The organism is Pseudomonas sp. 18.1.10, assembly GCF_024655625.1.
Taxonomy (GTDB): domain Bacteria; phylum Pseudomonadota; class Gammaproteobacteria; order Pseudomonadales; family Pseudomonadaceae; genus Aquipseudomonas.
On sequence record NZ_JANLGL010000094.1, the window covers coordinates 1 to 21,481 of the forward strand.

General features: G+C 61.7%; 19 protein-coding genes. 10 read left to right on the forward strand and 9 right to left on the reverse strand.

All coding sequences use genetic code 11. The features are described 5' to 3' along the window. The first annotated feature begins 157 nt into the window (after positions 1 to 157). Entirely contained in the window at positions 158 to 3,004 is a 2,847-nt protein-coding gene (locus NUV89_RS16850) for a valine--tRNA ligase (protein ID WP_257782207.1), read from the forward strand. A gap of 214 nt (positions 3,005 to 3,218) precedes the next feature. Continuing rightward, positions 3,219 to 4,238, forward strand: a complete 1,020-nt coding sequence (rlmF, locus tag NUV89_RS16855) for a 23S rRNA (adenine(1618)-N(6))-methyltransferase RlmF (RefSeq protein WP_257782208.1) — start codon at positions 3,219 to 3,221, stop codon at positions 4,236 to 4,238. A 64-nt stretch (positions 4,239 to 4,302) separates the two neighbouring features. On the opposite strand, the gene NUV89_RS16860 is transcribed toward rlmF, so the two are convergent. Then, complete coding sequence (locus tag NUV89_RS16860; protein WP_003188840.1) at positions 4,303 to 4,584, reverse strand: HU family DNA-binding protein; 282 nt, start codon at positions 4,582 to 4,584, stop codon at positions 4,303 to 4,305. A gap of 395 nt (positions 4,585 to 4,979) precedes the next feature. On the opposite strand from NUV89_RS16860, the gene yejK reads away from it, so the two are divergent. Together yejK and NUV89_RS16870 are read left to right on the forward strand one after the other, a co-directional pair. Next, entirely contained in the window at positions 4,980 to 5,984 is a 1,005-nt protein-coding gene (gene yejK, locus NUV89_RS16865; protein ID WP_003171997.1) for a nucleoid-associated protein YejK, read from the forward strand. Further along, positions 5,984 to 6,334: a glutaredoxin family protein gene (locus tag NUV89_RS16870; protein WP_257782209.1), complete on the forward strand. Its 351-nt coding sequence runs from the start codon at positions 5,984 to 5,986 to the stop codon at positions 6,332 to 6,334. The genes yejK and NUV89_RS16870 overlap by 1 nt, the downstream gene beginning before the upstream one ends. A gap of 147 nt (positions 6,335 to 6,481) precedes the next feature. Here the strand turns inward: NUV89_RS16870 and NUV89_RS16875 are convergent, their stop codons facing one another. The 5 genes from NUV89_RS16875 to NUV89_RS16895 are packed head-to-tail and all read right to left on the reverse strand — an operon-like array spanning position 6,482 to position 10,244. Then, entirely contained in the window at positions 6,482 to 7,459 is a 978-nt protein-coding gene (locus NUV89_RS16875; RefSeq protein WP_257782210.1) for a FecR family protein, read from the reverse strand. Beyond that, on the reverse strand, positions 7,456 to 8,034 hold the full coding sequence (locus NUV89_RS16880) for an RNA polymerase sigma factor (RefSeq protein ID WP_257782211.1): 579 nt from the start codon (positions 8,032 to 8,034) through the stop codon (positions 7,456 to 7,458). Before NUV89_RS16880 ends, NUV89_RS16875 begins: the two co-directional genes overlap by 4 nt. A 9-nt stretch (positions 8,035 to 8,043) precedes the next feature. After that, the gene (locus NUV89_RS16885) at positions 8,044 to 8,370 is read right to left on the reverse strand and encodes a DUF3325 domain-containing protein (protein WP_257782212.1); all 327 of its coding nucleotides are present in this window, start codon (positions 8,368 to 8,370) and stop codon (positions 8,044 to 8,046) included. Continuing rightward, complete coding sequence (locus tag NUV89_RS16890; RefSeq protein ID WP_257782213.1) at positions 8,371 to 9,945, reverse strand: PepSY domain-containing protein; 1,575 nt, start codon at positions 9,943 to 9,945, stop codon at positions 8,371 to 8,373. Next, positions 9,942 to 10,244 (reverse strand): DUF3649 domain-containing protein, encoded by a 303-nt coding sequence (locus NUV89_RS16895; protein ID WP_026136722.1) that lies wholly within the window; start codon positions 10,242 to 10,244, stop codon positions 9,942 to 9,944. The genes NUV89_RS16890 and NUV89_RS16895 overlap by 4 nt, the downstream gene beginning before the upstream one ends. A gap of 171 nt (positions 10,245 to 10,415) precedes the next feature. On the opposite strand from NUV89_RS16895, the gene NUV89_RS16900 reads away from it, so the two are divergent. From NUV89_RS16900 to fecA, 3 genes are all read left to right on the forward strand, one after another. Beyond that, positions 10,416 to 10,904 (forward strand): sigma-70 family RNA polymerase sigma factor, encoded by a 489-nt coding sequence (locus NUV89_RS16900; RefSeq protein ID WP_257782214.1) that lies wholly within the window; start codon positions 10,416 to 10,418, stop codon positions 10,902 to 10,904. Beyond that, complete coding sequence (locus tag NUV89_RS16905; RefSeq protein ID WP_257782215.1) at positions 10,901 to 11,842, forward strand: FecR domain-containing protein; 942 nt, start codon at positions 10,901 to 10,903, stop codon at positions 11,840 to 11,842. The genes NUV89_RS16900 and NUV89_RS16905 overlap by 4 nt, the downstream gene beginning before the upstream one ends. Before the next feature lie 90 nt (positions 11,843 to 11,932). Then, the gene (fecA, locus tag NUV89_RS16910; RefSeq protein WP_257782216.1) at positions 11,933 to 14,269 is read left to right on the forward strand and encodes a TonB-dependent Fe(3+) dicitrate receptor FecA; all 2,337 of its coding nucleotides are present in this window, start codon (positions 11,933 to 11,935) and stop codon (positions 14,267 to 14,269) included. A 136-nt stretch (positions 14,270 to 14,405) separates the two neighbouring features. Here fecA and NUV89_RS16915 read toward each other — a convergent pair whose 3' ends face one another. Continuing rightward, on the reverse strand, positions 14,406 to 15,278 hold the full coding sequence (locus NUV89_RS16915; RefSeq protein ID WP_257782217.1) for a LysR family transcriptional regulator: 873 nt from the start codon (positions 15,276 to 15,278) through the stop codon (positions 14,406 to 14,408). A 106-nt stretch (positions 15,279 to 15,384) separates the two neighbouring features. Here NUV89_RS16915 and NUV89_RS16920 point away from each other — a divergent pair, with 106 nt between their 5' ends. Then, positions 15,385 to 16,899, forward strand: coding sequence for an MFS transporter (locus tag NUV89_RS16920; protein WP_257782218.1), 1,515 nt, complete (start codon positions 15,385 to 15,387; stop codon positions 16,897 to 16,899). A gap of 53 nt (positions 16,900 to 16,952) precedes the next feature. Here NUV89_RS16920 and NUV89_RS16925 read toward each other — a convergent pair whose 3' ends face one another. Continuing rightward, a complete protein-coding gene (locus tag NUV89_RS16925) occupies positions 16,953 to 17,363 on the reverse strand; it encodes an HPF/RaiA family ribosome-associated protein (protein ID WP_017736189.1) in 411 nt (136 codons plus the stop codon). Between the two features lie 212 nt (positions 17,364 to 17,575). After that, a complete protein-coding gene (locus NUV89_RS16930) occupies positions 17,576 to 18,523 on the reverse strand; it encodes a LysR substrate-binding domain-containing protein (RefSeq protein WP_257782219.1) in 948 nt (315 codons plus the stop codon). 136 nt (positions 18,524 to 18,659) lie between these two features. Between NUV89_RS16930 and NUV89_RS16935 the strand changes: the two genes are divergently transcribed. Beyond that, positions 18,660 to 20,036: an L-serine ammonia-lyase gene (locus NUV89_RS16935; RefSeq protein ID WP_257782220.1), complete on the forward strand. Its 1,377-nt coding sequence runs from the start codon at positions 18,660 to 18,662 to the stop codon at positions 20,034 to 20,036. Positions 20,037 to 20,096: 60 nt separating this feature from the next. Then, positions 20,097 to 21,389, forward strand: coding sequence for a serine/threonine transporter (locus NUV89_RS16940; protein ID WP_124527357.1), 1,293 nt, complete (start codon positions 20,097 to 20,099; stop codon positions 21,387 to 21,389). Positions 21,390 to 21,481: the final 92 nt, after the last annotated feature.

Genomic DNA, 21,481 nt, shown 5'->3' on the forward strand with positions numbered 1-21,481 from the left:
AAATACATCTTTGACTGATCCACCGCTTTCGCGAGCAAGCCCGCTCCCACATTTGTTCAGCGTACATTTCAAGCCTGTCTTCGCCTCGCCCTGCGCCCTATCCCCCGTTATACTTGCCGGCTTTCCTGAATTAATGCCAACTAGGGTCCCGCCGCGCATGGATAAGACCTACCAGCCGCACGCTATCGAAACTTCCTGGTACAACACCTGGGAATCCGAGAATTATTTCGCCCCGCAAGGCGCGGGCGATTCCTACACCATCATGATTCCGCCACCGAACGTCACTGGCAGCCTGCACATGGGCCATGGCTTCAACAATGCGATCATGGATGCGTTGATCCGTTTCCGCCGCATGCAGGGCCGCAATACCCTGTGGCAACCGGGTACCGACCACGCCGGTATCGCCACGCAGATGCTGGTGGAACGCCAACTCGAAGCCACCGGCCAGAGCCGTCACGACCTGGGCCGCGAGAAATTCCTGGAAAAGATCTGGGAATGGAAAGACCAGTCCGGCGGCAATATCAGCCGTCAGATCCGTCGTCTGGGTTCGTCCGTAGACTGGAGCCGCGAGCGCTTCACCATGGACGACGGCCTGTCTGAAGCCGTGAAAGAAGCCTTCGTGCGCCTGCATGAAGACGGCCTGATCTACCGCGGCAAGCGCCTGGTCAACTGGGACACCAAGCTGCACACGGCAATTTCCGACCTCGAAGTGGAAAACCACGACGAGAAAGGTTTCCTGTGGAACCTCAAGTACCCGCTGGCTGACGGCGCCAAGACCGCCGAGGGCAACGACTACCTGATCGTCGCCACCACCCGTCCGGAAACCATGCTCGGCGACGCCGCCGTGGCCGTTAACCCGAACGACGAACGCTACCAGGCGCTGATCGGCAAGTTCGTCGAGCTGCCGTTGGTTGGCCGCCGCATCCCGATCATCGCGGACGACTACTGCGACCCTGAATTCGGCACCGGCTGCGTGAAAATCACCCCGGCCCACGATTTCAACGACTACGAAGTCGGCAAGCGTCACAACCTGCCGCTGCTGAACATCTTCGACAAAAATGCGGCCGTACTGCCGGCCTGCCAGGTGTTCAACCTGGACGGCACGCTGAACGACAGCATCGACGGCAAGATCCCGGCCGAATACGCCGGCCTCGACCGTTTCGAAGCACGCAAGCAGATCGTTGCCGCCTTCGACGCCGCCGGCTTGTTGGTGAGCGTTGACGACCACGGCCTGAAAGTGCCGAAGGGCGACCGTTCCGGCACCATCATCGAGCCGTGGCTGACCGACCAGTGGTACGTGTCCACCAAGCCGCTGGCCGAGCCTGCGATTGCTGCCGTGGAAGATGGCCGCATCCAGTTCGTACCAAAACAGTACGAAAACATGTACTTCTCGTGGATGCGCGACATCCAGGATTGGTGCATCAGCCGTCAACTGTGGTGGGGCCACCGTATTCCGGCCTGGTACGACGAATCGGGCAAGGTCTATGTAGGCCGCGACGAAGCCGAAGTGCGTGCCAAGCACAACCTCGGTGCCGACGTTGCCCTGCAACAAGACAACGACGTACTGGACACCTGGTTCAGCTCGGGCCTGTGGACGTTCTCCACCTTGGGCTGGCCGCAGCAGACCGAATTCCTCAAGAAATTCCACTCCACCGACGTGCTGGTCACCGGTTTCGACATCATTTTCTTCTGGGTTGCCCGGATGATTATGCTGACCATGCACCTGGTGAAGAACGAGGACGGCACCCCGCAAGTACCGTTCAAGACCGTGTACGTACACGGCCTGGTGCGTGATGGCCAGGGCCAGAAGATGTCCAAGTCCAAGGGCAACGTCCTCGACCCGCTGGACATCATCGACGGTATCGACCTGGAAACCCTGGTGCAAAAACGCACCTCAGGCCTGATGCAGCCGAAACTGGCGAAGAAGATCGAGAAGCAGACCCGCGACGAGTTCGCCGACGGTATCGCCAGCTACGGCACCGACGCCCTGCGCTTCACCTTCTGCTCGCTGGCGTCCACCGGTCGCGACATCAAGTTCGACATGGGCCGCGTCGAAGGCTATCGCAACTTCTGCAACAAGATCTGGAACGCGGCGCGCTACGTGCTGGACAAAGGTGAAGACTGCGGCCAGAACGGCGAAGCCTATGAGCTGAGCCTGGCGGATCGCTGGATCATCTCCCAGCTGCAACGCACCGAAGCCGAAGTGACTCGCCAGCTCGACCAGTTCCGTTTCGACCTGGCCGCACAGGCTTTGTATGAGTTCATCTGGAACCAGTACTGCGACTGGTACCTGGAACTGTCCAAGCCCGTGCTGTGGGACGAAAACGCCCCGGTCGAACGCCAGCGCGGCACCCGTCGCACCCTGGTACGCGTGCTGGAAGTGGCCCTGCGCCTGGCGCATCCGTTCATGCCGTTCATCACCGAAGAAATCTGGCAGCGCCTGGCGCCGCTGGCCGGTATCGAAGGCAAGACCATCATGCTGCAACCTTGGCCAGTGGCCAATGAAGCGCGCATCGATGAGGCGGCCGAAAGCGATATCGAATGGCTCAAGACCCTGATGCTCGGCACGCGCAACATCCGCGCCGAGATGAACATCGGCCCGGGCAAGCCACTGGCAGTGTTCGTGAAGAACGCCAGCGCTGAAGACCAGCGCCGCCTCACCGAGAACGATGCGCTGCTCAAGAAGCTGGCCAAGCTGGAGTCGATCACCGTATTGGCGGCCGACGCCGAAGCACCGCTGTCCGCCACCGCACTGGTTGGCGAGATGGAAGTGCTGGTGCCGATGGCCGGCCTGATCGACAAGGGCGCGGAACTGGCTCGTCTCGACAAGGAAATCGCACGCCTGCAAGGCGAAGTGCAGCGAGTGGGCGGCAAGCTGTCCAACGCGGCGTTTGTCGACAAGGCCCCGGCCGAAGTGATCGACAAGGAACGCGCCAAACTGGCCGAGGCCGAACAGGCCTTGGGCAAGCTGGCGGAGCAACATGCGCGGATTTCCAGCCTGTAAGGTGGATTCCCTGTAGAAAAGAGGCCTTCGGGCCTCTTTTTTTTACCTTGAAAATCCAATCCATGTGGGAGCTGGCTTGCCTGCGATGCAGACAACTCGGTCCTTCAGCAGGCCAAGGTGATGCCATCGCAGGCAAGCCAGCTCCCACAGTTGACCGGGTAAGGCTCAAGATGTGTGACAATGCCCACCACTTTGAGCCAACACCAGAATCATCATGACCGCCCCCAGCACACCCAAGCCTCCACGCAAGAAGCCTAAAACCGCCGCCACGGCCAAGCCCGTCGCGCCGCGCAAAGAGGCTACCTTGCACCCGCGCAACCGCCACACAGGCCGTTACGACTTCCCGGCGCTTATCAAGACCACGCCGGAACTGGCGCAATTCGTGATCCTCAACCCCTACGGGAAAGAGAGCATCGACTTCGCCAGCCCGGATGCAGTACGGGTGTTCAACCGGGCGCTGCTCAAGTCCTTCTATGGCATCCAGCACTGGGATATCCCGGCCGACTACCTGTGCCCACCGGTGCCGGGGCGTGCGGACTACGTGCACTTCCTCGCCGACCTGCTGGCCAGCGTCAATGACGGCAAGATCCCCCGTGGCTCCATCGTCAAGGTGCTGGACATCGGCATGGGCGCCAACTGCGTCTACCCGCTGATTGGCTACATGGAGTACCGCTGGAACTTCCTCGGCTCGGAAGTCGACCCGATCGCCGTAGCCGCTGCCAAGGCCATCGTGCAGTCCAATGACCTGAGCAAAGTCATCCAGCTGCGCCAGCAGACCAACCCCAAGCAGATCCTGCTGGGCCTGTTGGAGCCAGGCGAACGCTTTGACTTGACCATGTGCAACCCGCCGTTCCATGCCTCCATGGACGAAGCCACCAAAGGCAGCGAACGCAAATGGCGCGCCCTGGGCAAGGCTGATCCCAAGCGAAAATTGCCGGTACTGAACTTCGGTGGCCAATCGGCCGAGCTGTGGTGTGAAGGCGGCGAAGCACGGTTTGTGACGCAGCTTATCGCTGAAAGTGCGCATTTTGCCCACAAGGTGTTGTGGTTCAGCTGCCTGGTGTCAAAAGCGTCAAACCTGCCCGCGATCGAGACAGCCCTGAAAAAGGCCGGCGTACTGGAAAGCCAAGTGGTGGAAATGTCCCAGGGGCAGAAACAAAGCCGTTTCGTCGCCTGGACCTTCCAGACCAAGAACGAGCAGCAGATCTGGCGCCAACGCTGGGTTCGCGACTGACAAATCGCAGGCAACAAAAAACCGTGCCCGGATCGCTCCGGAGCACGGTTTTTTTTGCTGCGTCTTACTTGTTAACAGCGTCGGTCAGGCCTTTGGCCACAACCAGCTTGATAACTTTCTTGGCAGCGATTTCGATGGCAGCGCCAGTCGAAGGGTTACGGCCAGTACGGGCAGGACGCTCGGTCACTTTCAGTTTGCCAACGCCTGGCAGAGTGATTTCGCCGCCGTTTTCCAGCTGATCGGCAACAACTTGGCTCAGTTGGTCCAGCAGAGCGCGCACGGTAGTTTTCGGTGCGTCTACGGCTTCAGCCAAGTCAGCGATCAGTTGGTCTTTAGTAATAGCCATTGTGGTGTTCCTTCCCTATCAAATTCATATGGATTGCAGAGTGCAGTGTCAGCCATCGAGCCCGACCGTCAAGGCCTGGCACCCCTGACCATAACCACGAAGTTCGGGGTTATAGATGCTTGAAACGGGGATTGGTTCGACCTGACAGATGCTGAATGCACGCTTAACGCCGAGACTTGGCGTAAGACGGGGCAAAACTAGCACAGAGACGGGGAAATATCCGCTTCTACCTACCCATTTGGTCAGCTTTATCGCTCTAAACCGTGAAAAAAAGGAATATGCCCGGTCGGAGAGTGCCAAAACGGCCTTCAAAGCACGTCTTGCCCAATGGGTGCGGTACACTGGGCGACTTTTCGGGGAGGCCGACCGCTCCCCTTCAACCAGCCGAGAAGCCTATGCCGATCCGTCATTGCATCGTCCACCTGATCGACAAAAAACCCGACGGCACCCCCGCAGTTCTCCACGCCCGAGATTCGGAGCTGTCCGAATCGGCCGCCATCGAGAACATGCTTGCCGACCTCAACGAGAGCTACAACGCCAAGCAAGGCAAGGCCTGGGGTTTCTTCCATGCCGAGTCCGGTGCGCACCCGTTCAGTGGCTGGTTGAAGGAATATTTCGACGGTGGCCAGGATTTCACCACCTTCAGCCGCACCGCCGTCGAGCACCTGCAAAAGCTGATGGAAGAGTCCAACCTCTCCACCGGCGGCCACGTGCTGTTTGCCCACTATCAACAGGGCATGACCGATTACCTGGCCATCGCCCTGCTGCACCACAGCGAAGGCGTGGCGGTGACCGACGAGCTGGACGTGACCCCGTCGCGCCACCTGGACCTCGGCCAGCTGCACCTGGCGGCGCGTATCAACGTGTCCGAGTGGCAGAACAACAAGCAGTCCAAGCAGTACATCTCGTTTATCAAGGGCAAGAACGGCAAGAAGGTCTCGGAGTACTTCCGCGACTTTATCGGCTGCCAGGAAGGCGTCGACGGTCCGGGCGAGACCCGCACCCTGCTCAAGGCATTCAGCGACTTCGTTGAAAGCGAAGACCTGCCGGACGAATCCGCCCGCGAAAAAACCAAGACCCTGGTGGACTACGCCAGCAGCCAGGCCAAGCTCGGCGAGCCGATGGGCCTGGAAGAACTGTCGGGTTTGATCGATGAAGATCGACCTAAGGCGTTCTACGACCACATCCGCAACAAGGACTACGGCCTGTCGCCGGAAATTCCTGCAGATAAGCGCACCCTCAACCAGTTCCGCCGCTTCACCGGCCGCGCCGAAGGCTTGTCCATCAGTTTTGAAGCGCACCTGCTGGGCGACAAGATCGAGTACGACGAAGCTGCTGGCACCCTGATAATCAAGGGCCTGCCGACCCAACTGACCGACCAGCTCAAGCGCCGCAACTGATGCTCGGCGGGGTCTTTAAAAAAGTCCTGCTGGTGTTGCTGGTGGTGGTGGTGATCCAGAACTGGGGCAAGATCGAGCGGGTGTTCAACCCGTCGCAGGTGGTGTCGGAGCAAACCCGGGCGTCGGCGCGGGTGGTGCTCTATTCCACCGAGTGGTGCGGGTACTGCAAGCAGATCCGCCGCTTCCTCGATCAGAAGGGTATTCCCTATCAGGCGTTCGATATCGACAAGGACGCCCAGGCGCGCAAGGCGTATGAGGCGTTGGGCGGTGGCGGGATTCCGTTTGTGGATGTGAACGGCACGCTGATTCGCGATTACAACCCTGACGCGATCATGGCTGCACTGGAGTAACCCACACCTTTTGAGAGCTGGCTTGTGTGGGCTGGCTTATGTGGAATTGGCTTTTTGTGGGAGCTGGCTTGCCTGCGATAGCATCGCCGCAGTGTAGCTGACAGACCGAGGTGTCTGCATCGCAGGCAAGCCAGCTCCCACATGCGCCTAACGCACCACGATCATCCGCCCGAGCACATGGTGCTGCTCGAAGCCCAACACCGCTTGCAACGCATTCAGCACCGCCTGTGGGTCTTTGCTCGGGAAGCTGCCACTGACGCGCTTGGCGCCCATGTCGTCGTTGAGCAACAGGATGCGCCCCGGGTAGTAACGTTCCAGGTCCTTGACCACATCGGCCAATGGCGCCTTGTAATAGTTGAGCCAACCGTCGCGCCAGGCCAGGCGCGATTCGCTGTCTACCGGATGCATGGTCTCGGCCACACCCTCGGCGTAGGCCACTTGCTGCCCGGCCGTCAGAATCTGCTGCTGGCCCTGCTTGGACGACGTCACCCCTACCCGCCCAGACAACACCGTCACCTGCGCACCCGCCGGTTGTAGGCGCACTTCGAATTGCGTGCCGAGCACCCGCGCTTCACCGCTGCCCGCCTCTACTACAAAGGGTTGCCCCGTGTGGGTCACGCTGAAAAACCCAGCGCCACGACGCAACTGGATATGCCGCTCGCCCTGGCTGAAATCCACGGCAATCGCACTGTCGGCGTCGAGGGTGACTTGAGACTTGTCGGCCAGGGTGACGGTCTTCACCTCCCCCGGCGCGCTCACATAATCGGCGCCAAAATCATCGACCCAGCGCGAGGGCTGCCAACCCGCGCCCATGCTCACCATCAGCAGCAGGCACGCCGCCATCGCCAACGCGCCGGACCAGCGCAACGCCCGTGCACGCTTCGAGGTGTTCATCGCATTCAGGTAACCCTGCAACGCCAGCGCCTCTTCGTCCGCGAGTTTTCGCGCGGGCACTTCACTCAATTCCCACAGCACCTGGGCCTGCGAATAGGCCTCGACGTGGGCCGGGTCGGCGCGCAGCCAGTGACTGAACGTGGCCTGGTCGCCGCTGCTGGGTTGGTCGTGCAACAGGCTCAGCCAGGCCAGCGCGGCGTGTTCCTGGTCGGGCGTGGGGGTGCGGTTCACGGTGCTTTCCCTGGCGTGCGTGGGGGCGATGGCTCACGAAGGCTGGCTTTGCAGGCTTCGAGGGCACGCATCATATGTTTTTCCACGGCACTTTGGGACAGGCCCATGGCCTTGGCGATTTCCGCGTACTTGCGGCCATGGATGCGGTTAAGCAGGAAAATCTGCCGGGTACGCTCCGGCAGGCTGCGCAACGCGGCTTCGACATGGCGCAAATCATTGCCCGCCTCCAACGCCGCCTGGGGTTCGGAGCCCTGGTTGTCCTGCTGTTCCGGCAGCCAGCCTTCGTTGCTACGCACCCGTGCGCCTTCACTGCGCAAATGGTCGATGGCGATATTGCCGGCGCAGCGCAGCAGGTAGGTGCTGAGTTCTTCGACCTGCACCAGCGGGCGACGCCAGAAGCGCAGGAACAGGTCCTGCACCAGGTCGGCAGCCGTGGCGCGGCAGCCTACACGCCGATTGACCAGGGCTTCCATCTGCGAACGCTGCGAGAGAAATACCTGTAGGAAATGCGCACGCCCACCCGCTGATTCAGCGCGCTGGCTGTCCTCGGACTCCGGTGGAGTGCTGATCATCATGGGCGGTGCTCAGAGGGTGGCGAAAGCGGCGACGGGGCTGGCCAGCAGGCCAACGCCCGCCAGGATCAGGGCCAACCTTGGCCGATACGGCAACAACAGCACCAGCAGCAACGCGCTGAGCATCAGCACGGCGCACCAATCCACCAGGCCGCGGCTCCAACCGCCGAGCGCCACGGCCGGCCAGATCGACAGCGCCAGCAGCAGCCAGCCTGCTGCGCGCAACCCCAGGCGCCGACGGGGCGACGGTTTGCTGTGCAGCAGCTCACCGTGGTGACGGTCGGTGGCCAGGCACAGCGCGGTAAACCCGGCGTAGCACAGCAAGAGCGCGAGCAGCATTCAGTTCGCCTCCTGCTTGAGGGTCAATGGCCGTGGGCGTTCCGCCTTGGCTTGCGGCGCCACGCGGTGCTGCATCTTCCAGGCCGCCCAGGCGAGAAACACACCGCTGGCCAGGCAGGTCAGGTCGAAGCCGGCCATGGCCCAATCGCCCGTCACCAGTGAAACGCCCAGATGGTGCGAGGTGGTCAGCGCGTTGAGCAGTGGAATCGCCGCAAACAGCAGCGCGCCCACACTCAATTGCTCGACCCAGCCCTGGCGGCCACGGCGCAGGATCGCGTGCAGCAGGCTCAAGCCCCAGGCGATAAAGAAGGTTTGCACTTCCCAGCCCGAGCGCTCGGCGACGCTCACCGGCAACAGGCGATTGGCCCAGAAGAACGCGGCAATGGCGATCACCAACCCGGACATGCTGGCGATGTTCAGCACCTCCACCAGTCGCAGTTCAAACGGCATCCCGCCGCTCTTGGCGTGCTTGAGCTGGCGCTTGCCGAGCCAGATCACCAGCCCGGTGCCGATCATCGCCGTGCCCGCCAGGCCGCAGATAAAGTACAGCCAGCGCAGCACCGGACCGGCGAAATGGCCCATGTGCAGGCCATAGAAACTGCCACCGATAATCGCCGGCAGCGATTGCCCGTCACTGGTGCGCAGCAGCTCGCCGGTGGTGCCGTTGAACGACACGATGCTGTCGAATTCATGCACCACGTTGTCGGAACTGGCGCGAAACACATTGACCGAGGCGTTCACATCGCCGGGGTTGTTCACCCCCAGCCGCCCCACATGGCCACCGTCCCACTGCGCCCGCGCCTGCTCGTACATCGGCAACAGCGGCAGCAATTGGCCCGGCTGGCCCAGCGCCGGCGCGTTGTTGGTGGCGGGAAACACTTCGTTGAAGAAGGCGCGGGTGTCGTTGCTGTAGGAAGCGAGGATCGGCGCCGGCATCACCATGCTCATGAAAATCACCAGGCTGCTGTAGGTAATCATCAAGTGGAACGGCAACACCAGCACCCCCACCGCGTTATGCCCGTCGAGCCAGGAGCGCTGGCCTTTGCGGGGGCGGAAGGTGAAGAAGTCCTTGAAGATTTTCTTGTGGGTGATGATTCCGGTTATCAACGCGACAAACATCACCATCGCAGCGATGGTGGACAGCCAGCGCCCCCAGGGGTGCGGCATTTGCAGTTGGAAGTGGAAGCGATAAAAGAAGTCGCCGCCCATGCTTTCGCGGGCCTGCACGTCCTGGCCGGTGACCGGGTCGAGGGTTTTCTGCATGAAATTGCCGCGTCGGCCGGGATCGAGCTTGTCTTGCCACATCACCGACAAGGCCGGGTCGCGCTCGTCCGGCAGGTTGATAAACCAGCGCGCGGCCTTTGGCGCCGTGTGTTGCAGATAGGTTTGCGCAACGCCCAGGCTGCGCGCGTTATCCAGTGGATAGGCCTGCACTTCGGGCTGCATCCAGTGACTGATTTCTTCCTTGAAGTACGCCAAGGTACCCGTCAGGAAAATCGCAAACAACAGCCAGCCAAAGATCAGCCCGCTCCAGGTGTGCAACCAGGCCATGGCTTGGCGAAAGCCCTCTTTCATGTGCGCACCATCCACAAGCCCACACCCGCCAGGGTGGCAAACGCCGCGCTTGGCAGCATCACGCCAAACCAGGCGCGCCAGGCCGTGCGGCAGGCGAAGCACCAGAGCACGGCCAGCAGATAGAACACAAACGAACTCATCATCCCGGTGATCACCGCGTCGGCGCGGGAGGTGGGCATCCACAATGCCAGGCAGATGGCGGCCAGGGAGGCCATCAGGTAGCCGCCGACCACAGCCGCGAGCACCCGTGAGGTCACGGCGAGACGGTAAGCGACGGGAAGTGAGGTTTTGCTTTTCATGCAGGAGGCGCCAGGTTCATCAGCGCGCAATATTAATGATAAATATTCTCATAAGCAAAACAGAACGGATGAAACACCGGTGCTGGCGGATTGCCGAACCGTATCGGGCCGCCTACAATGCGAACAATTCTTGTTCTCTAAAGCATGCGAAATGCTTATGGAGTGATCGCGTTGCAGCCGTCCAACACCGTCGAAGTTCTGTACAACGACCATCACCACTGGCTCACCGGCTGGTTGCGACGCAAGCTCGGCTGCCCGGAAAGCGCTGCCGACCTGGCGCAAGACACCTTCATCCGCGTGCTCACCGCCCGTGAAACGCCCACGCTGATCGAACCCCGCGCCTTCCTCACCACCGTGGCCAAGCGCGTGCTGTTCAACTTTTACCGCCGCCAGGACCTGGAGCGCGCCTACCTCGACGCCCTCGCGCAGCTGCCTGAACACGTGGCGCCCTCGGAAGAAGAACGCGCCATCATTCTGCAAACCCTGGTGGAGCTGGACCAGTTGCTCGACGGCTTGCCCACCCAGGTCAAACGCGCCTTCCTGCTGGCCCAGCTCGACGGCCTGACCTACGCGCAAATCGGCGCGGAACTGGGCATCTCCATCGCCACCGTCAAACGCCATCTGAATAAAGCGGCCATGCGCTGCTACTTTGCCCTATGAACTTCTCCACTCAAGTCGCCGAACAAGCCGTGCATTGGCTGATGGAAATGCAGCAAGGCAGCCTCAACCCGCGCCAGCACGCGGCGTGGCAGCATTGGTTGAATGCCCACAGTGAACACCAGCGTGCCTGGGACCATATGCAACGCGTCAACCAGCGCCTGCGCGGCATGCCCTCGCCCCTGGCCCACGCGGCGCTCAACGCGCCAACTTCCACCAGCCGGCGCCAGGCCCTCAAGCTGCTGCTGATTCTCGGTGCTGGTTCGGCCGCCGCGTGGAGCCTGCGCCAGCAACATATCCTGCCGCCGCTGACCGCCGACTACCGCAGCCCGGTGGGCCAACGGCGCAAGGTGCAACTGGCCGACGGCAGCCAGTTGCACCTCAACACCGGCAGCGCGGTGGATGTGCACTTCGACGGCCAACAACGCCTGATCCGCCTGCTCGAAGGCGAGATCCTGCTGACCGACGTAAAAGGTCCTACACCGCTCAAGGTCCTGACCGGCCAGGGCCTGCTCAGCAGCCAGGCCGCACGCCTGAATGTGCGCCAGTTCAACGACCACACCCAGTTGGCGGTCCTCGACGGCCACGTTGACGTGATGCCCAACACCTACAGCGGCCTGCCGCTGAGCGTCGACGCCGCGCAGCAGGTCAACTTCACCCGCAAAGGCTGGGACACGCCGCGCGCCACCGACGCCAACAGCGGCGCCTGGGCCGACGGCATGTTGGTCGCGGCCCACATGCGCCTGGAAGATTTCCTCAATGAACTGGGCCGATATCGCCGTGGCCAGCTCAATTGCGACCCGCAGGTCGCCAACCTGTTGATCTCCGGCAGCTACCCGTTGGACGACAGCGAACGCATCCTCGACCTGCTCACCGTGAGCTTGCCGGTCAAGGTGCGGCGCTTTACCCGCTATTGGGTCACGGTCGAGGCCCGCGCCTGACATTATTTTCAAACCTTGTGAGCCGTTTTCCACACCTCGCGTGACAGAGAAGGAAAGCCACCTTGATCCTTCCTTCTCAGGACGCTCTTCATGCCCCAGCAACCGACGCTTCTTGCCCGCTCCCTGCGCCAACTCCTACTCGGCGCCAGCTTGAGTCTTACCGTGCTGCCTGCGGTGATGGCGGCTGACGCCAAGCCCTATCACATCGCTCCGACCTCGCTGGAAACCGCCCTGAACCAGTTTGGCCGCGAAGCCGGCGTGCTGATTTCCTTCGGCTCGGAAGTCACTGCGGGCATGCAGAGCCATGGCTTGTCCGGCAACTACAGCGCCGCCGAAGGCCTGCAAAAACTGCTGGAAGGCACCGGCCTGCAAGCCCGCGCCGAAGGCGACAATGCCTACAGCCTGCAGTCGGCCAGTGCACCGGCGACCATCGAATTGGGCACCTCCAGCGTGGTCGGCGACTGGCTCGGCGACGCCGCGCAAACCAACGTCTTCGAACACCCCGGCGCCCGAGACGTGATCCGCCGCGAAGAGTTCGAACGCCAGGGCGCCACCCAGGCCCGCGACGTGCTCAACCGTATCCCCGGCGTCAACGCCCCGGAAAACAACGGCACCGGCAGCCACGACATGGCGCTGAACTTCGGCATTCGCGGCCTCAACCCACGCCTGGCGTCGCGCTCCACGGTGCTGATGGACGGCATCCCGGTGCCTTTCGCGCCGTATGGCCAGCCACAGCTGTCGTTCGCGCCGATCAGCATGGGCAACATGGACGCGGTGGACGTGGTGCGCGGCGGCGGCGCCGTGCGTTACGGCCCGCAGAACGTCGGCGGCGTGGTCAACTTCGTGACCCGCGCGATCCCGGACGCGCCCACGGTCAAAGGCGGTTTCCAGACCGAAACCAGCCCGTCGTCCAGCCATGATGGCTTCAAGACCACCGCCAACCTGCTGGCCGGCGGCACCGCCGACAACGGCCTGGGTGGCGCGATCCTGTACTCCGGCACCCGTGGCGGCGACTGGCGCGAAAACAGCAACACGCGCATTGACGACCTGATCCTCAAGGGCAAATACCAACTGGACGAAGCCAACAGCTTCAACGCCATGGCGCAGTACTACGAAGGCCAGGCGGATATGCCCGGTGGTTTGAACGTCAAGGACTACAAGGCTGATCCGTATCAGTCCACCCGCCCCTACGACAAGTTCTGGGGCCGCCGTACGATGTTTAACGCCGGTTACCGCTACCAGGAAGACCGCCGCGAATTCACCGTGAACACCTTCTTCACCACCACCCTGCGCAACGGCTACCTGGACCAGACCCGCTTCCTGTCCCTGTCGCCCCGCGAATACTGGGTGCGCGGCCTGGAAAGCCGTTTTGCCCAGGGCTTCGACCTCGGCAACAGCAGCCACGAAGTCGGCGTGGGCTATCGCTATATCAACGAAGCCGGCCACGAGTTGCGCTACACCACGCCGATCTCGGCCAACCAGCAAATGCCCACCACCAACAGCAAGAACGACCGCGACACCCGTGGCAGCACCGAAGCCAACGCGTTCTTCATCGACGACCGGATTGATATCGGCCAATGGACCATCACCCCGGGCGTGCGCTACGAGATGATTAAGTCCGAGCAGACCGACCACATCAACAACCTCAACTACAAAGGCAACTACAACACCGCGTTGCCGGCGTTGAACGTGCTCTACCACCTCACCGACAGCTGGAACCTCTACGCCAACACCGAAGGTTCGTTCGGCAGCGTGCAGTACAGCCAGATGGCCAAGCGCGTGCCCAAAGGCCAAGTCAAACCGGAAAAAGCGCGCACTTGGGAAATCGGCACACGCTACGACGACGGCGCCTTGCGTGCAGAAATCGGCGCGTTCCTGATCAACTTCGACAACCAGTACGAAAGCAACCAAACCGACGACTCGGTGATCGCCCGGGGCGAAACCCGCCACCAGGGCATCGAGAGCAGCATCAACTATGCCCTCGACGGCTTGAGCCCGGCCCTCGCCGGTTTTGATGTGTACGCCAGCTACGCCTACGTCGATGCGACCATCCGCGAAGACGGCCCGAACAAAGGCAACCGCGTGCCGTTCTCGTCCAAGCACAAAGGCACCCTCGGCGTGGGTTACACCGAAGGGCCCTGGAAACTCAATGTGGACAGCAGCTACCAGAGCAGCCAGTTCGCCGACAACGCCAATACCGAGCAGGAAAATGCCGATGGCAACACCGGACGCATCCCTGGCTACATGCTGTTCAGCAGCCGTGCGGCGTACGACTTTGGCCCGCAGCTGTCGGATCTGAACGTCGCCGTCGGTGTGAAAAACATCTTCAACAAGCAGTACTTCACCCGCTCGTTCGACGACAACAACAAGGGCAAGTACGTCGGCGAGCCACGCACGGTGTATGTGCAGACCTCCATCGCGTTCTAACCACACAACACCCTGTGGCTGGAGAGTTAATTGTGGCGAGGGAGCTTGCTCCCGCCGGACTGCGCAGCAGTCCCATTCGTTCAAACAACGAGTGGGGCCGCTACGCGTCCCATCGGGAGCAAGCTCCCTCGCCACATTAGCTACCTGCCAGGCAACTGGGGGTTGCGGCGACCAGTGCGTCGATGGCGCAGCGGGTCTTGGCCGGCATGTGCGGTGCGGTCGGCCAGATCACGTGGATCGGTGAAGGTTGTTCACGGTAGCCCGGCAGCACCGCCTCCAGTTGCCCGCGCAGGACGTAATGGGCAATCAACCAACTCGGCAACCAGGCCAGGCCGACGCCCGCGATCGCGGCATCGGCCACGGCCTGGAGGTCGTCCAGTACCAGCGGTGCTATCAGCCGTGAGCGATGCGGGGTGTTGGTTCTGTAGGCAATCTCCCGACGGCCTGCCAGATCATCGATGGATTCGATGAGCCCCACACGTTGCAGGTACGCCGGCGCTGCGGCGAGGCCCACGGCTTGCTCCCCCAGGCGGCGGGCGCTGAGACGGTCGGTGTCGGGCAATGGGCCGATGCGCACGGCGATGTCGAAGCCTTCCTGCGTCAAATCGATCATGCGGTCAGAGAAGCACACCTCGATCTCCAGTTCCGCATAACGATCCAGCAAGCCCCACAACGCAGGCGCCGCATAGTGATGCCCGAACGCCAGCGGCACGCTCGCCCTCAAGCGTCCGCGTGGTTGCTGCCGCCCACTTTCCAGCACCGACTCGGCCGCCTCCAATTCCGCCAAGGCGCGCAGGCAATGCTCGTAGTACGCCTGCCCATCTTCTGTCAGATGCTGACGACGGGTGGAACGCTGCAACAAGCGGGTGCCCAACCGCGCCTCCAGGCGTGCCAAACCTTTGCCCACCGCCGAACGGGTGAGGTTCAGGCGCTCGGCGGCTTCCGTCAGGTTGCCGCTTTCCACCACTTGCAGAAACAGTTCAACGCCATCAAAACGTGGGGTGGCCATGATGCAATTGTCGCCCTTGATTCCCTTATCAGAGGAAAACTTATCACGAATAAAGAAATGCATTCCCCTGAAAATAGCCCGACTTCACTACTGCCAGGAGAATCCCATGCCACCCGCCGCCACGTTATCCGTCGCCAGCCCGCCACGCGCCGCCAGAGACCGCCTTGCCCTCACTGCCGTGTGCCTGGTGGCCCTGATGTTTGGCCTGGAAATCTCCAGCGTGCCGGTCATCTTGCCCACCCTCGAACAGCAATTGGGCACCGGTTTCCAGGACGCCCAATGGATCATGAATGCCTACACCCTGGCCTGCACCAGCGTGCTGATGGCGGCGGGCACCTTGGCGGATCGCTTCGGCCGGCGGCGCATGCTGGTGCTGTGCCTGTGGCTGTTTGCCCTGGCTTCGCTGGCGTGTGGATTGGCCAACGATGCTTCCACGCTGATCGCGGCACGTTTCGTACAAGGTATCGGCGCCGGGGCGATGATGATCTGTCAGTTTGCGATTCTGTCGCACCAGTTCCGCGAACCGGCGGCCCGCGCACGCGCCTTTGCGGTGTGGGGTGTGATCGCGGGGGTGGGGCTGGGCTTCGGGCCGATGGTCGGCGCGTTGATCCTGGCGGTGGCGGACTGGCGCTGGGTGTTTCTCGTACACGTGCCGCTCACGCTTCTGACCTTGGGGTTGCTGCACATCAGCGTGCAAGAGTCCCGCGACCCAGCAGGACATCGCCTCGATATCGCCGGCATGCTGACCTTGACGCTGTCAGTGTTTTCGCTGGTGTACTTCATCACCCAAGGCAGTGAACACGGCTTTGGAACACCCGCGATGCTGGGGTGGGCGGGCTTGTCACTGCTCGGCCTGGTGATGTTCATATTTATCGAGAAGCGCAGCGCACATCCGATGTTTGATTTCTCGGTGTTTCGCATCAGGCGTTTCAACGGCGCCCTGATGGGTTCCATCGGCATGAACTTCAGCTTCTGGCCGTTCATGATCTACCTGCCGCTGTACTTCCAGGCCGGCCTGGGCTACGACACCCTGGCCACCGGCGTCGCCCTGCTCGCCTACACCTTGCCGACCTTGCTGGTGCCGCCGCTGGCCGAACGCCTGGCCCTGCGCTATGGCGCCGAACGCATCATTCCCCTGGGGCTGGGCTTGATGGGTGCGGGGTTCTTGAGCATGGCTGCCGTCAACACGGCGGCGCAGCCGAGCATCGTGCTGGTGCTGGTCAGCTGCGTGATAGCCGGCGTGGGCCTGGCGTTGACCAACTCGCCGACCACCAACACCACCACCGGCTCGGTCTCGGAGGACCGCGCGGGCATGGCTTCGGGCATCGACCTCAGCGCGCGGCTAATCACCCTGGCGCTCAACATCGCGTTGATGGGGTTGGTGCTGTTGCTGGGGATCAGCCATCAACTGGCCACTGTCATGCCCGCAAGCACGGCATCTGAATGGTCAGCCATCAGCCAGGACATTGCGGCGGGCAAGCTGACGGCTTTCATGGGGCTGTCGTTTGCCGACGCCCAGGCCGCACTGCGTCACGGCGCAGGTTGGGCGATGCTGTTTGCGGGGGTCGGTGCGGGCGGGTTGGCGTTGTTGAGCGGGTACTTCTTCCGACGCAGCCACTAAACGCAAACGGGCCTGCAAATGCAGGCCCGCTTTCAGTGGGGTGGAAAATACTGTCAGCTATTGAGTGCAGCGTTTTCGTTTTCCAGGAATTCCTCTTCAAGCGCGTCATCATTCACGCTTTTGGCTGGCTGGGGTTTCGCGGCAGCGCGGGGCTTGCCTTGCAGTTTGCCAAACAGATGCTCCAGCGCGTGGTCCAGCTTGGTCGCGGCGCCGTCGATCGCCTGTTCCAGGGTATCGGCCTTGTGCAGTACCGAGAGCGGCTGATGGCCTTTTGGTCGTGCTTCCAGGCGGCAGCTCAAATCGTGGGGGCCGGGCTTGTCGCCATTCTCATCCCGCAGGTAGACCTCAACGCGGGTCAGGTCCTCTTCGTAACGTTCGAGCGTGCTTTCAATGGTAGTACGTACCCACTCCTCCAGTCGGATGCTGCTTTCAATATGGTTATCGCTATTGACTTGGATTTGCATAGTTTTTCCCTTATTTCAGCTAGCTCGCGAGAGGTCACAACTGCAACACCGATGCGGTGAAACCATGACCTCTTGACTACACAATTGAGCAGTCAGCGGAACAATTCAACCCCTTTTCAAAGATAAATCCCACATTACAAATTAACCCTGACTACGATCAAAAACGCTGTTAGGGTGGGGAGTTAGTTACAACTTCCTACACGCAACAATCCTCACAATTGCCCGTCGCCCAACGGGTGCAAGCCGCGAAAAATCGCCGCTTCTTCCACCAGCCAATCATGCACCGCACGCACGCCCGGGTGGCTCAGCGCGCCTGGCGCATACAGCAGCACATAGCGTTTATGGTTGGGCACGGCCAGGCCGAACGGCACGATCAAGGTGCCGCGCTCCAGTTCGTCGTTGAGCAAGGTGCGTCGCGCAATGGCCACGCCCATGCCGGCGATGGCGGCTTCGATGGTCAGGTGGTTGCGGTTGAAGGTGTGCCCACGGCGCACGTCGGCTTCGTGATAGCCGATGGCATTCAGGTAAAACTCCCACTCCGCGTATTCATAACTCCCACGCCAGGCGGTGATGTCGTGCAGCAGCGGGAAATGCGCCAGATCCGCCGGGCCATGCAGCGGCGGCCGACCGCGCAACAGGCTCGGCGCGCACACCGGGAAAATCTGCTCGTCCAACAGGGCTGTGGATAACAGGCCGGGGTAGCTGCCGTCGTTCAAGTCGATGGCCAGGTCGAAGTCGCCCTCGTGCAGGGCGATGCTGCTGTCTTCGGCGACCATGCGCAGTTGGATGTCCGGGAAACGTTGCTGCAAACGCGGCAAGCGTGGGGTCAACCATTTGCCGAGAAACGACGGGATCGAGCGCAGGCGCAAGGTGCCGCTAATCATCCCCGCGTCCAGGCGCTGCAATTCGGCATCGATGCTGCCGTAAGCCTCCCCCACCGTTGCCGCCAGCCGCTGCCCTTCGGCACTGAGCTCCACGCCGCGTGCACGGCGATGGAACAAGCGAAACCCCAGGCGCTCCTCCAACTGACGAATCTGCTGGCTCACCGCCCCCGGTGTGATGTGCAGTTCTTCGGCGCAGCGGGTGAACGACAAATGCCGCGCAGCGCAGGAGAAAACGTGCAACCAGACGTAAGTCTGGCCATGAAGGGGGCGAGCCATAGTGTTTAGTCCTGCTAAAGGGTGTCTTAGGATAATTCGTTGGTCAGTGCCAATCCAGAGGATCAGTATCGCGCCAATCCCGCTCGGCCGACAAAAAATGGCAGCGATTATCTTCCATTGCTTGTAAGGCTTTAGCATGGCTATCAGTGTTTTTGATCTATTCAAGGTGGGCATCGGCCCGTCCAGCTCCCACACCGTCGGCCCGATGCGGGCGGCGGCGACCTTTGTCCAAGCCCTGATCGACCAACAACTGCTGAGCGACACCCGCCGCGTTGAAGTGCGCCTGTACGGCTCGCTGTCCGCCACCGGTGTCGGCCATGCCACTGACCGTGCCTGCGTGATGGGGCTGATGGGCGAGTGGCCCGACAAAGTCGACCCCACCTCGATCAATGCACGTATCCAGCACCTGCGCGAGTCCGGTCGGCTGTTGCTCGCAGGCCTCCAGGACATTGCCTTCAACTGGCAAAGCGATCTCCTGCTGCTGGACGAAAGCCTGCCCTACCACCCCAACGCCATGTCCCTGCACGCCTACGGCGACAGCGGCCTGTTGAGCGAACAAACCTACTACTCGGTGGGCGGCGGTTTCATCATCGAAGCGGCTGAGGCTGAATCCGGTATTGCGCCGACCAGCGATGTGCAATTGCCCTACGACTTTTCCAGCGCCGTGGAACTGCTAGCCCTGTGCAACAAGCATGGCCTGCGGGTTTCCGAACTGATGATGGCCAACGAACGCGCCTGGCGCAGCGACGAACAGATCCGCAGCGGCCTGCTGCATATCTGGTCGGTGATGCGCGAGTGCGTAGAGCAAGGCCTGCGCGATGAAGGCATCTTGCCAGGTGGCCTGGATGTGCCGCGCCGCGCGGCGAAATTGCACCGCAGCCTGCTGGAAATCGGCAAGCCGAATGTCATCACCTCGACCTTGTCGGCGATGGAATGGGTCAACCTGTTCGCCCTCGCCGTCAACGAGGAAAACGCTGCAGGCGGGCGCATGGTCACGGCACCGACCAACGGCGCGGCAGGGATCATCCCGGCGGTGCTGCATTACTACATGAAATTCAACCCCGAAGCGTCCGACGATGACGTGGTCAATTTCTTCCTCGCTGCGGCCGCCGTCGGCATCCTGTGCAAGAAAAACGCCTCGATCTCCGGCGCCGAAGTCGGCTGCCAGGGTGAAGTCGGCTCGGCCTGCGCCATGGCCGCCGCCGGCTTGGCCGATGTGCTCGGCGCCACCCCGGAGCAGTTGGAAAACGCCGCCGAGATCGGCCTGGAACACAACCTCGGCCTGACCTGCGACCCGGTCGGCGGCCTGGTCCAGGTGCCCTGCATCGAGCGCAATGCCATCGCCGCCGTCAAGGCGATCAACGCCACGCAAATGGCCCTGCGCGGTGATGGCAAACACTTCATCTCCCTCGACCGGGTGATCCGCACCATGCGCGATACCGGCGCCGACATGCATGACAAATACAAAGAAACTTCACGGGGCGGCCTGGCCGTGAGCTGGGTGGAATGCTGAGGAGCATTCCCTGACCGTCCCAACGTGAGCCCGCGCAAAAATAATAACGAGGCAATAACGATGACCGATGTACGTACACCTGCTGCCGAAAATCCTGCTGAAACTGCAACAACGACCGTGAGCAAAGGCTGGACCAAACACGACACCACCTGGATGCTCGGCCTCTACGGCACCGCCATCGGCGCCGGCACCCTGTTCCTGCCGATCAACGCCGGCGTTGGTGGCTTCTGGCCGCTGATCGTGCTGGCGCTGCTGGCCTTCCCGATGACCTTCTTCGCCCACCGAGGGCTGACGCGCTTTGTGCTGTCGGGCAAATCCGGCGACATCACCGAAGTGGTCGAGGAACATTTCGGCGTCGGTGCAGGAAAACTCATCACCCTGCTGTATTTCTTTGCCATCTTCCCGATCCTGCTGGTGTACAGCGTGGCGCTGACCAACACCCTGAGCAGCTTCATGGAACACCAACTGCACATCGCCCCGCCGCCCCGGGCGATCCTGTCGCTGGTGCTGATCCTCGGCTTGATGGCGATTGTGCGGTGCGGCCAGGGCGTGATCGTCAAGGCCATGAGCGTGCTGGTGTACCCGTTCGTCGCTGCGCTGCTGTTGCTGGCATTCAGCCTGATCCCCAACTGGAACGGCGCGTTCTTCGCCTCGGCCGGTGATGGCATGCCCATGCCGCTGTTCTTCAAGACCCTGTGGCTGGCGATCCCGGTGATGGTGTTTTCCTTCAACCACTCGCCGATCATCTCGGCGTTCGCCGTCGATCAAAAACGCGTGTACGGCGCGCAGGCCGAGCGCAAGAGCAGCGGCATCCTCGCCACCGCCCACGGCATGATGGTGTTGACGGTGATGTTCTTCTGCTTCAGCTGTGTGCTGGCCCTGTCGCCGGCAGACCTGGCGGCCGCCAAGGCGCAGAACATTTCGATCCTGTCGTACCTGGCCAACCACTTCCAGACCCCGGTGATCGCCTACGCGGCACCGTTGATCGCGCTGGTGGCCATTACCAAATCCTTCCTTGGCCACTACATCGGCGCCAGCGAAGGCTTCCAGGGCTTGATCGTCAAATCCCTGCGCGGGCGCAACCGCTCGATGTCGGCCAAGTGGCTGGAGCGTTCCACTGCGATCTTCATGGTGCTGACCTGCTGGGCCGTGGCCACCTTCAACCCAAGCATCCTCGGCATGATCGAGACCATGGGCGGGCCGATCATCGCGTGCCTGCTGTTCCTGATGCCGATGTACGCGATTCGCCGCGTGCCATCGCTGCGCCAGTATTCGGGGCAGGTGTCGAATGTGTTTGTGGTGGTAATTGGGTTGATTGCGCTGTCTGCGATCGTTTTTTCGGTTCTGCCCTGAAACAAAGCACAAACCTGAAGAACAGCACTGAGTAAATGTGGGAGCGGGCTTGCTCGCGAATGCGGTATGTCAGCCAAGTATTCATTGACTGG

Bases quoted from the DNA above. Each gene is read 5' to 3' on its own strand.
- yejK (WP_003171997.1), top strand. From the start codon at position 4,980: ATGCCGATCCGTCATTGCATCGTCCACCTGATCGACAAAAAACCCGAC.
- NUV89_RS16905 (WP_257782215.1), top strand. From the start codon at position 10,901: ATGAACTTCTCCACTCAAGTCGCCGAACAAGCCGTGCATTGGCTGATG.
- NUV89_RS16920 (WP_257782218.1), top strand. From the start codon at position 15,385: ATGCCACCCGCCGCCACGTTATCCGTCGCCAGCCCGCCACGCGCCGCC.
- NUV89_RS16925 (WP_017736189.1), bottom strand. From the start codon at position 17,363: ATGCAAATCCAAGTCAATAGCGATAACCATATTGAAAGCAGCATCCGA.
- NUV89_RS16935 (WP_257782220.1), top strand. From the start codon at position 18,660: ATGGCTATCAGTGTTTTTGATCTATTCAAGGTGGGCATCGGCCCGTCC.
- NUV89_RS16915 (WP_257782217.1), bottom strand. From the start codon at position 15,278: ATGGCCACCCCACGTTTTGATGGCGTTGAACTGTTTCTGCAAGTGGTG.
- NUV89_RS16930 (WP_257782219.1), bottom strand. From the start codon at position 18,523: ATGGCTCGCCCCCTTCATGGCCAGACTTACGTCTGGTTGCACGTTTTC.
- NUV89_RS16870 (WP_257782209.1), top strand. From the start codon at position 5,984: ATGCTCGGCGGGGTCTTTAAAAAAGTCCTGCTGGTGTTGCTGGTGGTG.
- fecA (WP_257782216.1), top strand. From the start codon at position 11,933: ATGCCCCAGCAACCGACGCTTCTTGCCCGCTCCCTGCGCCAACTCCTA.
- NUV89_RS16895 (WP_026136722.1), bottom strand. From the start codon at position 10,244: ATGAAAAGCAAAACCTCACTTCCCGTCGCTTACCGTCTCGCCGTGACC.
- NUV89_RS16860 (WP_003188840.1), bottom strand. From the start codon at position 4,584: ATGGCTATTACTAAAGACCAACTGATCGCTGACTTGGCTGAAGCCGTA.
- NUV89_RS16850 (WP_257782207.1), top strand. From the start codon at position 158: ATGGATAAGACCTACCAGCCGCACGCTATCGAAACTTCCTGGTACAAC.
- NUV89_RS16885 (WP_257782212.1), bottom strand. From the start codon at position 8,370: ATGCTGCTCGCGCTCTTGCTGTGCTACGCCGGGTTTACCGCGCTGTGC.
- NUV89_RS16890 (WP_257782213.1), bottom strand. From the start codon at position 9,945: ATGAAAGAGGGCTTTCGCCAAGCCATGGCCTGGTTGCACACCTGGAGC.
- NUV89_RS16940 (WP_124527357.1), top strand. From the start codon at position 20,097: ATGACCGATGTACGTACACCTGCTGCCGAAAATCCTGCTGAAACTGCA.
- rlmF (WP_257782208.1), top strand. From the start codon at position 3,219: ATGACCGCCCCCAGCACACCCAAGCCTCCACGCAAGAAGCCTAAAACC.
- NUV89_RS16880 (WP_257782211.1), bottom strand. From the start codon at position 8,034: ATGATGATCAGCACTCCACCGGAGTCCGAGGACAGCCAGCGCGCTGAA.